Source organism: Vibrio sp. 10N.286.49.B3 (assembly GCF_002873395.1).
In the GTDB taxonomy this organism is placed as follows: Bacteria; Pseudomonadota; Gammaproteobacteria; order Enterobacterales; family Vibrionaceae; genus Vibrio.
Map to the genome: position 1 here is coordinate 89,415 of NZ_MCUV01000001.1, position 13,328 is coordinate 102,742.

The 13,328-nt window shown below is 41.3% G+C and carries 12 protein-coding genes; 9 read left to right on the plus strand and 3 right to left on the minus strand.

All coding sequences use genetic code 11. The features are described 5' to 3' along the window. Nucleotides 1-182: 182 nt before the first annotated feature. The 6 genes from BCU68_RS00385 (at nucleotide 183) to BCU68_RS00410 (ending at nucleotide 5,217) form a co-directional block, all read left to right on the plus strand. Entirely contained in the window at nucleotides 183-998 is an 816-nt protein-coding gene (locus tag BCU68_RS00385; protein WP_102562811.1) for a substrate-binding domain-containing protein, read from the plus strand. Then, complete coding sequence (locus tag BCU68_RS00390; RefSeq protein WP_102562812.1) at nucleotides 995-1,693, plus strand: ABC transporter permease; 699 nt, start codon at nucleotides 995-997, stop codon at nucleotides 1,691-1,693. Before BCU68_RS00385 ends, BCU68_RS00390 begins: the two co-directional genes overlap by 4 nt. Nucleotides 1,694-1,701: 8 nt before the next feature. After that, nucleotides 1,702-2,463, plus strand: a complete 762-nt coding sequence (locus BCU68_RS00395) for an energy-coupling factor ABC transporter ATP-binding protein (RefSeq protein ID WP_102562813.1) — start codon at nucleotides 1,702-1,704, stop codon at nucleotides 2,461-2,463. Continuing rightward, nucleotides 2,441-3,028 carry a molybdenum cofactor guanylyltransferase MobA gene (mobA, locus tag BCU68_RS00400; protein ID WP_102562814.1) on the plus strand — a complete coding sequence of 196 codons (588 nt, stop codon included), beginning with the start codon at nucleotides 2,441-2,443 and terminating at the stop codon, nucleotides 3,026-3,028. Before BCU68_RS00395 ends, mobA begins: the two co-directional genes overlap by 23 nt. Continuing rightward, nucleotides 3,025-4,887, plus strand: coding sequence for a bifunctional molybdopterin-guanine dinucleotide biosynthesis adaptor protein MobB/molybdopterin molybdotransferase MoeA (locus BCU68_RS00405; RefSeq protein WP_102562815.1), 1,863 nt, complete (start codon nucleotides 3,025-3,027; stop codon nucleotides 4,885-4,887). Before mobA ends, BCU68_RS00405 begins: the two co-directional genes overlap by 4 nt. A 69-nt stretch (nucleotides 4,888-4,956) precedes the next feature. Continuing rightward, nucleotides 4,957-5,217, plus strand: coding sequence for a DUF2960 domain-containing protein (locus BCU68_RS00410; protein ID WP_102562816.1), 261 nt, complete (start codon nucleotides 4,957-4,959; stop codon nucleotides 5,215-5,217). A gap of 102 nt (nucleotides 5,218-5,319) precedes the next feature. On the opposite strand, the gene BCU68_RS00415 is transcribed toward BCU68_RS00410, so the two are convergent. After that, complete coding sequence (locus tag BCU68_RS00415) at nucleotides 5,320-5,841, minus strand: DUF2058 domain-containing protein (RefSeq protein WP_102562817.1); 522 nt, start codon at nucleotides 5,839-5,841, stop codon at nucleotides 5,320-5,322. Nucleotides 5,842-6,048: 207 nt separating this feature from the next. Between BCU68_RS00415 and sbcB the strand changes: the two genes are divergently transcribed. The 3 genes from sbcB (at nucleotide 6,049) to BCU68_RS00430 (ending at nucleotide 8,625) form a co-directional block, all read left to right on the plus strand. Beyond that, nucleotides 6,049-7,473, plus strand: coding sequence for an exodeoxyribonuclease I (gene sbcB, locus BCU68_RS00420; RefSeq protein WP_102562818.1), 1,425 nt, complete (start codon nucleotides 6,049-6,051; stop codon nucleotides 7,471-7,473). A gap of 79 nt (nucleotides 7,474-7,552) precedes the next feature. Beyond that, nucleotides 7,553-7,957, plus strand: a complete 405-nt coding sequence (locus tag BCU68_RS00425; RefSeq protein WP_102562819.1) for a CidA/LrgA family protein — start codon at nucleotides 7,553-7,555, stop codon at nucleotides 7,955-7,957. After that, entirely contained in the window at nucleotides 7,948-8,625 is a 678-nt protein-coding gene (locus tag BCU68_RS00430; protein ID WP_102562820.1) for an LrgB family protein, read from the plus strand. Before BCU68_RS00425 ends, BCU68_RS00430 begins: the two co-directional genes overlap by 10 nt. A gap of 109 nt (nucleotides 8,626-8,734) precedes the next feature. Here the strand turns inward: BCU68_RS00430 and BCU68_RS00435 are convergent, their stop codons facing one another. Both BCU68_RS00435 and hrpA read right to left on the minus strand, forming a co-directional pair. Next, a complete protein-coding gene (locus BCU68_RS00435) occupies nucleotides 8,735-9,235 on the minus strand; it encodes an outer membrane beta-barrel protein (protein ID WP_102562821.1) in 501 nt (166 codons plus the stop codon). Between the two features lie 126 nt (nucleotides 9,236-9,361). Beyond that, a complete protein-coding gene (hrpA, locus tag BCU68_RS00440; protein ID WP_102562822.1) occupies nucleotides 9,362-13,297 on the minus strand; it encodes an ATP-dependent RNA helicase HrpA in 3,936 nt (1,311 codons plus the stop codon). Nucleotides 13,298-13,328 lie beyond the last annotated feature (31 nt).

The following is a 13,328-nucleotide window of genomic DNA, read 5'->3' on the forward strand; positions in this document are numbered from 1 at the left end:
GTCTTTCATTTCTTTTTATTTCTCATAATTGTTTGAATAATAGCTTATTAGCTCACTTTCTATGCGCCTTTTACGTTAGTATTATTATTGGCATTGCTATTGCAGTAGTTCAACCAATCGGATTAATATAAACAGATAGTTATCAGAAGATAACCTCATAAATTCATACAACGGACCCCCTTATGAAATCAATAATTGCAACATTAACTGCTTGCTCTTTAATTAGCTTCTCTTCCTTTGCTGACACTAACCCCGCTGAATTACCTCACATTCGTTTAGCGACAACCACCAGCACATACCACTCAGGCTTATTGGATTTTCTTTTACCGCAGTTTGAAAAAGATACCGGCTATAAAGTTGATGTACTTGCAGCGGGTACGGGGAAATCATTACGTATGGGTGAAAATGGTGATGTTGATTTAGTCATGACGCACGCACCTGAAGCCGAAGCTGAATTTGTTGAAAACGGATATGGCGTCTTACCAAAAAAACTGATGTATAACGATTTTGTTATTGTGGGCCCAGATTCAGATCCGGCAAAAATCACGGCTGAAAACACAATTGAGGGCGTCTTTGGAAATATCGCGAAGCAAAATGCCACCTTTATTTCACGTGGTGACGATTCAGGGACTCACAAAAAAGAGCTGACTATTTGGTCACAAAGCAAAATTGAACCAAACTTTGGTGGTTACCGCTCAGTGGGTCAAGGCATGGGACCGACCTTAAATATGGCATCAGAAATGCAAGCTTATACCATCACTGATCGTGGTACTTGGTTGGCTTACCAAAATAAACTCGAGTTGGATATTTTATTTGAAGGTGACGAAAGCCTATTTAACCCATACCAAGTGATCTTAGTGAACCCGAAACGTTACGCTGACATTAATTACGATGGTGCAAAAGCTTTTAGTGATTGGTTAGTACACCCGAATGGTCAGCAACTGATCAATGAGTTTAAGCTGAATGGTCAACAACTCTTTGTGGCAAGTGCTGAATGAGTTTATGGCAAACAACGTTAGAAGCCCTGCAACTATTGTTCAGCTTTGATCGTAATCTATGGGAGATCGTTGCGGTCTCCTTTAGTGTATCACTGACCGCTGTATCGTTAGTGCTGCTACCCTCTATTTTGATTGCCTTTATTTTTGCCTATACCGATTTCACGGGCAAATGGGTACTGCTATCGATCATTAACACCTTACAAGCTGTCCCTACGGTGGTGATAGGTTTACTGCTTTATATGCTATTATCTAGAGCAGGCCCATTAGGTGATTGGCAAATGCTATTTAGCCAAAGGGCGATGATATTAGGACAAATGATCATCTGCTTCCCTATTTTGATTTCAATGATGCATGCCGCGCTGCAAGCCAGTGACCGCAGAGTAGTCGAAACAGCAATAACGCTTGGTGCCTCACTACCAAGAGTTGCTGGCACACTCATTTGGGAAACACGCTTTCCTCTTATGGCTGCTGCTGTTAGTGCTTTTTCACGCATTGTAACCGAAGTAGGATGCTCGATGATGGTCGGTGGTAACATTATGGGTATGACTCGTAATATTCCTACTGCCATTGCTATGGAAAGTCATAAAGGCGCGTTTGCACAAGGTGTCGCGCTAGGTATTGTCTTACTTGCTTTAGCATTAGTGCTTAACTTTGCACTCTCTTCAATGAGGGGCAAAGGTTATATGAAAACATAGAAGGCTGTATGAGCATAAAGATAACAGCACAACAACTCTCAATGCGCTTTAAAGACCGGGTACTCTTCCATATCCCGGAGCTTTCTATCGGTCCTAATGATACGATTTATTTAAAAGGCGATAATGGTGTTGGTAAAACGACGCTATTAAAGATCTTAGCCGGCCTCATTAAACCAAGTAGCGGTGAACTTGCCCCACCTCTGCGCTCTTTTTGGTCAAAGCTAGGGTTAAGTAAAAAGAATCAAGGGGTAATTTACCTACACCAAACGCCTTACCTTTTTGATGGCAGCGTCTATCAAAATGTCGCTTATGGTATTCGCTATCAATCCTTTGATAAAAGCCCATTGCTTGATAAAAAACATTCTCACTTGAATACAGCCCAAGATATTCGTACGCAAGTGATTCATGCCCTAAAGATGGTTGGGTTAGAGACTCTTGCTGATGAGCATATCTCGGTATTATCTGGTGGTGAGCGTCAACGAGTGGCAATGGCAAGAGCGTGGATTTTAAAACCATCAATTTTATTAATGGATGAACCCAGCGCTTCACTTGACCAAGAATCAATAGAGCGTTTGGTCATTATGGCGCAAGATCTTATTGATCGTGGAGCAAGCTTGGTGATCACTAGCCACCAAACGAATGCCTTAACCGATCTATGTAAAAAACAATGGTGGATAAAAGAGACCACTTTGATTGAATCTCCTTTATTGCATATGATCCCGAAAAATAATCGACAAGAGAGTTCCTATGTTACTTCCAGCACAAACTAGTTGGGTGATTTTAGCGGGTGGTCAAGCTAGCCGCATGGGAGGGACAGATAAAGGTCTCATTAAGCTCAACGGTAAGCCTCTGATTGAGCACGTTCTAGATAAATTATTAGCACAAACTCAAGCTATTACTATCAACGCCAATCGTAATCAAGATAGCTATCAAAAATTTGCTCCTGTGATTAGTGATACCTTTCCTGATTACCCTGGACCACTAGGGGGAATTCATGCGGGTCTCAGTCACTCTAAAAGCGATTGGGTTGGCTTTGTGCCTTGTGATAGCCCACAAATTAACGATGATCTGGTAGCACGATTCTGCGCTCACGTTGAAAGTGACTCTGATATTCTTGTCGCTCATGATGGCGACTTTCAACAACCGGTATTTACACTCTATCACAAACGTGTGCTACCTAAGCTTGATGCTTTTTTACAGCGCGGTGATAGAAAGATCATTTTATTATACAAAGAGTGTAATACTAAATATGTCGACTTTAGTGACTCTCCTAACTGCTTCGTCAACTTGAACACACCAGAAGAACTTCAACAATTTGGAACTTTGAACTCATGAAAAGCCATTCAACAGCTGCGCCTCACTTTACGCGCCCTCACCTGCCATTGTTGGGATTTGCTGCGTATAGTGGCACAGGAAAAACGACCTTACTTGAAGTATTGCTCCCTAAGCTAACACAGGCTGGATTACGTGTTGGTGTATTAAAGCACGCTCACCATAATTTCGATGTCGATAAACCTGGCAAAGATAGTTATCGCTTACGTAAAGCTGGCGCAAGTCAGATGCTTATCTCATCGCGCAATCGCCATGCTTTAATGACGGAAACGCCAGAGCAAGAAGCCGATTTTGGCTACCTACTAACGCGTTTCGATGCGCAAGCGCTGGATCTGATTTTAGTTGAAGGCTGTAAGAATATCGCTTTCCCTAAAATTGAACTGCATCGTGAATCAGTAGGTAAGCCATGGCTTTATGATAATGATGACAACATTATTGCCATTGCAGCTGATACCACTGTCGCAAGCCATTTGCCACAAATGTCGATTAATGACATCGATGCGATTGCTCAGTTTGTTATCAATTACGCTGAACAATATGATCCAAAAGTGACAAAGAACGTAAACTACTGTGACAGCGTAACGAATAGTACTGAAGTTTCAGCGCCAAAAGAGAAAGTGACTGGCTGCTGTGACATTTTAGCGCCAGCCGCTTTATCGGTCACTGAAGGCCAAGAAAAAATTCTCTCTTTAGTTAACCCTTTATCTGAACAAGAAAATGTTGCGGTTGAAAAAGCGTATGGACGCATTTTAGCTGAATCGATCATTTCGCCAATCAATGTTCCGCAATACACCAACTCTGCGATGGATGGTTATGCGATTATTAATGAAGACTTAGCTCGTAACTCTTATCAAGTTGTCGCTGAAGTGCTAGCGGGTCATGCTTATGAACAGCAAGTTGAGATGGGGCAAGCGGTAAAAATCATGACCGGCGCACCTATGCCAGAAGGTACCGGCAGTGTTGTTATGCGCGAGCAAGCGGTGTGTGGTAACAATGGCAGCACTGTTTCCTTCCCTGATACATTCATTAAAGCTGGGCAAAATGTTCGCCAAGCTGGTGAAGATTTAGCGATGGGTCAACAAGTCTTTAGCCAAGGTACACGAATTCAGTCTCCGGAAATGGGCATGATGGCCTCACTGGGTTTTAATTGCTGTAATGTTGTAAAGAAAATGAAAGTCGCTATTTTCTCAACAGGCGATGAAGTTCAAGCGCCAGGTAGCGAGCAGCGTAGCAATGCGATCTTTGATTCAAATCGATTTACTCTCATAGGCTTACTAGAGAAGCTAGGCTGTGACGTGTTAGATTTCGGTATTATCGAAGATGATGAAGAGCTTATGATGGGTGCAATCACTAATGCATCACAACAAGCCGATATGGTGATCACGTCTGGTGGGGTTTCTGTCGGTGACGCTGATTACATCAAGTTAGCCTTAGAGCGTTTAGGTAATATTGATTTTTGGCGTATTAACATGCGACCAGGTCGACCATTAGCGTTTGGTCAAATTAATCAAAAGCCATTTTTCGGTCTGCCAGGTAATCCTGTTGCCGTTATGGTCTCTTTCATTAATTTTGTTGAACCTGCAATAAGAAAAATGCAAGGCCAACCCGATTGGCAACCGCTTAAGTCAAGTGCGATTGCATTAGAGCCACTTCGCTCTCGTCAAGGTCGTACAGAATTTAGCCGTGGTATTTATCAGCTTAATCAGCAAGGTCAATTAGAAGTAAAGACCACTGGTAAACAAGGCTCAGGGATCTTACGTTCAATGAGTGAAGCAAACTGCTTAATTGAAATATCACCTGCCGTTGATACAGTAAAAGAAGGGGAAAGCGTGACAATCATCCCACTTCAAGGCAGAATCTAGTCATTAATAATCAAGGGATCGTCTAATCGCTTAGCTTTCCCTTGTATCAAGCATGTAAAAGAGAAATTTATGGCACGTACAATCCTTTATACTTACAAAGACGTCGACAAAACATTAGTATTTTCTTATGAAAAACACCGCAATATTCAAGAAGCCGTCGCAGAAGCGGAAGGCATTGATATTCGTGAATATCTAAAAATGGAACAACAAATTGAAATGATTTCAGATACAAAAGCGGTACGTAATTACCGTGATAATCATTTCAGAAAACTCGGTTTTTCTAAGCTGACTTTAGCGCAAAAAGAAAATCGTGGTGTCGGTAAAAAATAGAGCCTTGAGCTTTATCTGATTGGTAATTTCACCAGCAGAACTTTATCCCGACATAAAAAAACCGCTCATCAAAGAGCGGTTTTTTTATATTAATCAAATCAATTACCACATTAAGTCATCTGGCACGACGAAATCTTTATACGGGTCATCTTCTTCAAGCGTATCTTCTTGACGTTGTTTCGTTTCAACAATCATCGACTCATCACGTAGAGCGATTTTCTCTGCCACAACGGTTGGAATAACGGCGTAACCTTCACCATGGTAAGCAATACTCAGTACACCATTAGCCAGTTGCTTTTGTGTCATGTCATCAACATAAAAAGACTTAACCAGCGTTCCATCAGTGAAGTTATATTTGATATCACCGCTATTGCTGTCAATCTTATTCATTTCAATAAGTTGCTTAATTTGCGCTTTAATCTCTTTCTGGAACTGCTCATCTTTAAGCTTTTGATTGAGCTCTTTATCACGCTCCTGCTGGGCAATTTTATTTGCTTCAGCGGCTTCTTTTGCCTCACGTGCTTGTACGCGTGATTTTTTCGCGCCTTTCTTTACTTTCTTTAGCTTTTTTTCATTTACTAAACCAGCTTTTAGCATTTGCTCTTGTAACGTTAACTTAGCCATGTTCTACCCAAAGTTATTTCTCTATTAACGCTATAATACCTGTTTTGTTTCCATTCAAAAACCTCGCTTTTACAACAAATAAGGTAGGCGCTCAATTTATAAGCTATTATTATACAAATCTGGTAGTTAGCTTTGTGTCACTGCATTGCTAAGTTTTGCTACCAATGGTCTAATACCCTTAATTCTCTTTATCATTTGGTAATTTACATGCAGCAAAACCAACAACCAACTTTCTTCTTCTTCGATTACGAAACATGGGGTGTTAGCCCTGCCAATGATCGTCCAAGTCAATTTGCTGGTGTAAGAACAGATAAAGACTTCAACATTATTGGCGAGCCACTTGTTATCTATTGCCAACCACCTAGCGATTACCTTCCTTCGCCTGAAGCCGCACTAATAACGGGGATTTCTCCACAAAAAGCCCAGAGCCAAGGACTTCCAGAGCCTGAGTTCATCGCCAAGATCCACGCAGAGTTATCGAAACCAAATACAACGAGCTTAGGCTATAACAGTATCCGCTTCGATGATGAAGTGACACGTTATACCTGCTACCGCAACTTTATCGATCCGTATGCTTGGAGTTGGCAAAATGGTAACTCTCGCTGGGATTTATTAGATGTGATGCGTGCTTGCCATGCCTTACGCCCTGATGGCATTAACTGGCCAACCAATGACGAAGGCTACCCAAGCTTTAAACTGGAGCATCTATCTGTTGCCAACGGTATTGAACATGCCAATGCTCACGATGCAATGGCCGATGTTATTGCCACTATTGAACTGGCGAAGAAGCTAAAAACCGCACAACCTAAAATGTTTGACTATTTATACTCGATGCGAAATAAACGTAAATTGAGTGATTTAGTCGATATCGTCAACATGACCCCATTAATGCATGTATCGGGTATGCTTGGCCGTGACTGTGCTTATACCAGTTGGGTCGTGCCTATTGCCTGGCATCCAACCAATAATAATGCGGTCATTGTTGTCGATCTAGCTAAAGATCCAAGTGCTTTATTAGAACTAGAAGGCGATGCACTATTAGAGCGTCTATACACTAAACGCAATGATCTCGCAGAAGATGAACTGCCAGTGCCTATCAAACTGGTTCATTTAAATAAGTGCCCTATTCTTGCACCAGCCAAAACATTAACAGCTGACAATGCAGCGTATATTGGTATTGACCGAGAGCAGTGCTTGAAAAATTTAGCGCTTTTACGTCAACACACTGAGCTAAGAGATAAACTAGTCACCTTATATAGCAACGAGCGTAGCTACCCTGATAACAATAATGTCGACACTCAGCTTTATGCGAACTTTTTCTCACCTGCCGATAGAGCAGCAATGGATATTATTCGCCAAGCGGCACCTGAAGATCTAGGATCACTTGATATTACTTTTAACGATCCTCGTATTGAACCACTGCTATTCCGTTATCGTGCTCGCCACTACCCATCGACATTAAGTGAACCTGAACGACAGCGTTGGCTCGATCATTGCCGAGATTATTTTGAAAGTAACTTGCCAGAATACAGCATCAATTTAGAAAACTTAGTTCATGAACATGAGAGTGACGAAAAGAAAATAGCGGTATTAAAATTAGTTTACCAACACGTACAAAAACTCGTCTCTTAGCTATATAATATACATATAGAGCGGTTCAATTGAATCGCTCTTTAGCTCGCAGTCTTATCCATTGATAAAGTAATAGATCATGCCAATATCATCACTGAACCTACAAAAAGCCGCAAAAATATTATTCGGCTATATTATCTCTTTTGCCATCATCCTCACTTGTCTCACTGCGGGAAACGGAATTCAAAACCTACTATCGATATCGATCCCAGGTAGTATTATCGGGATGCTCATTTTGTTCACTCTATTAGCATCTGGTCTCGTTCCCGTGCGTTGGGTACAACCTAGCGCACACCTTATCATCCGTTTTATGATTTTATTATTTGTTCCAATCAGCGTGGGATTAATGGAGCATTTTGACATGTTGATAAATAATGCACTGCCTATCTTTGCTAGCGCTGTTGGTGGCACGCTATTTGTTATCGTAACCTTGGGGTTTATCTTAGATCGAATGCTAAAGAAGGGAGATAAATCATGTGGTTAATCGTTACTTTAGTGGTCTTTTTCTTTATTCGCTGGTTATGTATCAAAATGAAACACCCACTGATGAATCCACTTCTTCTCAGTGTCGCGATTATCATTCCTATTTTACTCTATTTTAATATACCTTTTGATGAGTATTATAGTGACAACTCAATCATCAGCTACTTACTACAACCTGCCGTTGTTGCGCTAGCCTACCCGCTTTATGAACAACTACCACAAATTCGCCGAAGTTGGAAAATTGTCCTATTCGCTTGCACATTAGGTTGTTTGCTATCTATGTTCAGCGCGTCACTCATTGCGATCTATTTTTCAGCCGATCTGCAATTAATTGCCAGCTTATTAGGTAAATCAGTAACAACACCTATCGCGATGGAAGTCTCAAGTCATTTAGGAGGCGAACCAGCGATTGCTGCGATTCTTGTCCTCATCGTTGGTCTTTTTGGTGGCATTGCTGCTTATCCAATTTATAACTTACTTAATATTACTCAGCCTATTGCAAGAGGGTTAACCATGGGTACTGTATCTCACGCCGTCGGAACAGCTGCTTGTGCTGAAAGGGATCCTGTTGACGCTGCGTTTAGCTCATTAGCTTTAGTTATCTGCGGCATTATTACCTCTGTCTTAGCACCATTTGTTTACAACTTTGTCGTTTGGTTTAACGGCTAACACCAGCATAATCCATAAACAAAAGCGCCAGTATTATCCTTTCGACTAGAAAGAGATAAAATACTGGCACTTTTTAATTTTATTCAATTAAGCCAATAAACGTTAGCGTTTATAAAAAGTGGAAAGTGGCATTAACAGTAAAACTATCTACGTTATGTTTACCTGACCTTGTCTTAACATCAGCAAAGTTTTGGTAGCCAGCACCAATTGAGAGCATGCTAAATACAAAGTACTCTGCACCAACACCGTACATGATTGATGTACCACTAGTTGAACCAGTATAACCTTTTGTGTAGTCAACATTATAGCTGTGTAAACCAGCACGACCGTAAAGGTGGACAGGACCAAGATCAATACTTGGTTTTACTGCAGCGTACCAAGTTGAAAAATCTGCAGCACCACTATTTACATCAAGATCACCAAGTTGCCAATAACCCGCTTCAACACCAATGATAGGTAGAAGACCTGTACCAACATGGAAACCCATTGCCGTACCTGTACTACTGTTGTAATCCGATTGACCTACAGAAGCACCAGCATAAATTAATGCATCAGCCATTGCTGTTGAAGATGCACCGATTAGAGCCAGTGCTAGTAACGTCTTTTTCATTTTAAACCTTCTTGTTTTATGAGCGATCACTCCTTCACACACCATACTAAGCCACTGTTCAGTATGGTTATGCTTTATTGATCGCTGTTAAATTGCCACTACTTAATAACAAAGCAAAAAGTATGCCTAACAAGCATCAATTGCATTCTTAATTCGTTTATCCGAAATAGGATAAGGGGTACCTAACTGCTGAGCAAAATAACTTACTCGCAATTCTTGTATCATCCAGCGTATTTCTTTTACATTATCAGGGATATCCATGCCTTTAGGTATCTTATTAAGTAACTCTTTGTAATCATTCGTTACTGACTCAATTTTCAGCATATGGAGTCGATCTTTATTTGGATCTGTCGGCAGCTTTTCCATACGTCTTTCAATGGCACGCATATAGCGCAGGATATCTGGTAGACGTTTCCATCCACACTCGGTTGCAAACCCTTTAAAGATAAGCCCCTCAATTTGAGCCTTAATATCAGAGAGTGCAAACGCCATCGTAAAATCAATACGACCTTTAAGCTTTTTATTAATACTAAACGCTGTCGTAAGGATGGTTTCAACTTGCTGTGCTATCTCAACCACCGCATCTCCAAGCTCAGCACGAACATGCTCTTTCAATGCTTCAAACTGGCTTGATTCCCACACGAGACCATCTTTTTCTTCAATCAGCTTATCGATGCTACATGCTATGCAGTCATCAATCAGATCAAGCACATTACCATATTGGTTGAAGTACAAACCCAATTTTGATTTATTCGGTAAGTTTGCATGTAAGTATTTAATTGGTGATGGAATGTTTAACAAAATCAAGCGACGTTGACCCGCTTGCATCGCTAACGTCTGCTCCTGCTCGGTTTCAAACAGCTTAATTTCCACACTGTCTTTTGTATCAACTAAGGCTGGGTATGCCTTAACATCAAAACCACCGCGCTTTTGTTGATAAACTTTAGGTAACTCACCAAAGCTCCAAGTGTGTAAACCTTGCTGTTCTATGTCATCATCAGCCACTTGAGATAACGTCTCCTGCACTTTCTCTTTCAAGCTTTCTTTTAGCTCGTGCAAGTTGTTATGCTCTTTTAGCTTACGCTTGCGATGATCAACCGCTCGGAACGTTACTTTTAAGTGCTCTGGAATTTGCTCTAACTTCCAATCTTCACGCAAAACTTCCACGCCTGTCATGCGACGCAGCTCTTTCTCTAGAGTATCGAGTAAAGGGGCTTCCATTGCCGCCACACGTGATAGGAATGCATCGGCATAATTCGGCGCAGGTACAAAGTTACGTCGTAACGTCTTAGGTAATGATTTAATCAAGCTAACCACCAACTCATGACGTAAACCTGGAATTTGCCAGTCAAAACCATTTTGATCGATTTGGTTTAAGATCGGCAATGGAATATGAACCGTTACACCATCACTATCCTCACCTGGTTCAAACTGATAGCTTAATTTCAGCTTCATACCTGATTGGTGCCAAAAGTTCGGGTAATCTAAATCCGTGATATGACTGGCATCACCGCGCAGCAACATCTCTTTTTCAAAGTTCAATAACTCAGGTTCGCTCTTACTGGTTTTCTTCCACCAGCTATCAAAGTGACGACCTGATACCACCTCAGTGTTGACACGTTGATCATAAAAATCAAACAGTTCATCATCATCAATCAAAATATCACGACGACGAGATTTATGTTCTAACTCTTCAACCTCAAGCAGTAGCTTACGGTTTTGTTTGAAGAAGGCGTGTTTTGTTTCCCACTCACCTTCAACCAAAGCGCTACGAACAAAAATTTCACGACTGACGGTTGGATCAATAGCGCCATAGTTAACTAAACGCTTTGGAACAATTGGGATCCCGTACAGCATGACTTTTTCATGTGCCATGACTGCCGCTTGCTTCTTCGACCAATGAGGTTCGCTGTAACTACGCTTAATTAAATGCTTAGCAACCGGCTCGACCCATTCAGGTTGAATTTTGGCAATGATGCGACCCCACAGTTTTGAAGTCTCAACCAACTCAGCAGAAATAATCCACTTAGGCTGCTTTTTAAATAATCCAGATGCAGGGAAAATATGGAAGCGCGCATTACGAGCCCCTTGATATTCATTTTTTTCCTGATCTTTTACACCAATGTGCGAAAGCAAACCGACAAGTAAAGCAGTATGAACCGACTGATAACTCGCAGGTTCAGCATTCAGCTTAGTATCCATTTCACGCATTGCTTGATGGATCTGAAAGTAAACATCTTGCCATTCACGCACACGTAAATAGTTCAAATAATCTTGCTTACACTGCTTACGGAATTGGTTACTAGAGAGCGACGTTTGTTGCTCCTTAATATAATCCCACAAGTTTACAAAAGTAATAAAGTCAGACTCTTTATCGAAAAAGCGTTTATGCTTATCATCCGATGACTGCTTATGCTCTGAAGGACGCTCACGTGGATCTTGAATAGAAAGCGCTGAAGCAATAATCATCACTTCTTTTAAACAACCGTGCTTTGGTGCTTCAATAACCATACGCGCTAGACGAGGATCAATTGGCAGTTTCGCCAGTTGACGACCAATTGGCGTTAGACGCTTAGTATTACTTTTTTGCTTATCCGTTAAGATAGCGCCTAGCTCTTCAAGCAGACGTACACCATCTTGAATATTTCGTTGATCTGGCGCTTCTACAAATGGGAAAGCTTGAATGTCGCCTAAGCCTAAAGCCGTCATTTGTAAAATAACCGATGCTAAGTTAGTACGCAGAATTTCAGGATCAGTAAACTCAGGGCGCGCTAAAAAGTCATCTTCTGAGTACAAACGAATACAAATACCTTCTGCAACACGGCCACAACGACCTTTACGCTGGTTAGCACTTGCTTGAGAAATATCTTCTATTGGCAGACGTTGAACTTTGGTACGGTAACTATAACGACTAATTCGCGCGGTACCTGGATCGATAACATAACGAATGCCAGGCACGGTTAATGATGTTTCCGCCACGTTGGTTGCCAATACAATTCGGCGACCAGCATGAGGTTTGAAAATCTTGTTTTGTTCACCAGCAGAAAGGCGTGCATACAGAGGTACAATTTCAGTATCACGTAACTTACGCTTACTTAATGCATCGGCGGTATCACGGATTTCACGCTCACCATTCATGAAGATCAGGATGTCGCCTAAGCCACCTTCATCGCACAGTTCATCGACAGCATCGAAAATGCCTTCCATTTGATCACGATCTTCATCGCTATTTTCACCACCGAGTGGACGATAACGAGTATCCACTGGGTATGTTCTACCTGATACCTCAATGATCGGGGCATTATTAAAGTGCTTTGAGAAACGCTCAGGATCAATGGTTGCCGAAGTAATGATAATTTTCAGATCAGGGCGACGTGGCAGTAACTCTTTCAAGTAACCCATGATGAAATCAATATTTAAGCTACGTTCATGAGCTTCATCGATAATAATCGTATCATATTGATTTAGAAAACGGTCATGTTGGATTTCAGCCAGCAAAATACCATCGGTCATTAGCTTGATTTGAGTACGATCAGAGATTTGATCATTAAATCGAACTTTATAACCAACAAACTCACCAAGTGTCGTTTCCATCTCTTCTGCAATACGATCAGCAACAGAGCGCGCAGCAAGACGACGAGGTTGAGTATGACCAATAAGGCCAAATTGACCACGACCTAATTCCGTACATATCTTTGGTATTTGTGTCGTTTTACCTGAACCTGTCTCACCAGCAATGATCACCACTTGGTTTTCAGAAATCGCTTTAGCAATATCATCACGCTTTTGACTAACAGGAAGGATTTCAGGGTATTCAATGGTTGGCTGATGAGAGGCTCTTTGGCCTGCAATCATCATTGATTTTGCGATATCTAAAGCAATTTCATCAAAGACAGTGTTTTTTGCCTCTGGTTTTTTAATTTTGTTAGCACCCGCAATGCGCTTACTTAAACGAAAACGATCACGGATCATACATTCGCTTAGGGCTTTACGTAGTGAAGCAGCGTTGTTGGTAGATGCTGTTGGGGTGTTTTTGTCTGATTCTGGCTGCGACGAGGTCAAAGCAATTCCTATTCTTACTCACTAAAACTGT

Bases quoted from the DNA above. Each gene is read 5' to 3' on its own strand.
- BCU68_RS00385 (WP_102562811.1), top strand. From the start codon at position 183: ATGAAATCAATAATTGCAACATTAACTGCTTGCTCTTTAATTAGCTTC.
- BCU68_RS00405 (WP_102562815.1), top strand. From the start codon at position 3,025: ATGAAAAGCCATTCAACAGCTGCGCCTCACTTTACGCGCCCTCACCTG.
- mobA (WP_102562814.1), top strand. From the start codon at position 2,441: ATGTTACTTCCAGCACAAACTAGTTGGGTGATTTTAGCGGGTGGTCAA.
- BCU68_RS00415 (WP_102562817.1), bottom strand. From the start codon at position 5,841: ATGGCTAAGTTAACGTTACAAGAGCAAATGCTAAAAGCTGGTTTAGTA.
- sbcB (WP_102562818.1), top strand. From the start codon at position 6,049: ATGCAGCAAAACCAACAACCAACTTTCTTCTTCTTCGATTACGAAACA.
- BCU68_RS00390 (WP_102562812.1), top strand. From the start codon at position 995: ATGAGTTTATGGCAAACAACGTTAGAAGCCCTGCAACTATTGTTCAGC.
- BCU68_RS00425 (WP_102562819.1), top strand. From the start codon at position 7,553: ATGCCAATATCATCACTGAACCTACAAAAAGCCGCAAAAATATTATTC.
- BCU68_RS00435 (WP_102562821.1), bottom strand. From the start codon at position 9,235: ATGAAAAAGACGTTACTAGCACTGGCTCTAATCGGTGCATCTTCAACA.
- BCU68_RS00410 (WP_102562816.1), top strand. From the start codon at position 4,957: ATGGCACGTACAATCCTTTATACTTACAAAGACGTCGACAAAACATTA.
- BCU68_RS00430 (WP_102562820.1), top strand. From the start codon at position 7,948: ATGTGGTTAATCGTTACTTTAGTGGTCTTTTTCTTTATTCGCTGGTTA.
- BCU68_RS00395 (WP_102562813.1), top strand. From the start codon at position 1,702: ATGAGCATAAAGATAACAGCACAACAACTCTCAATGCGCTTTAAAGAC.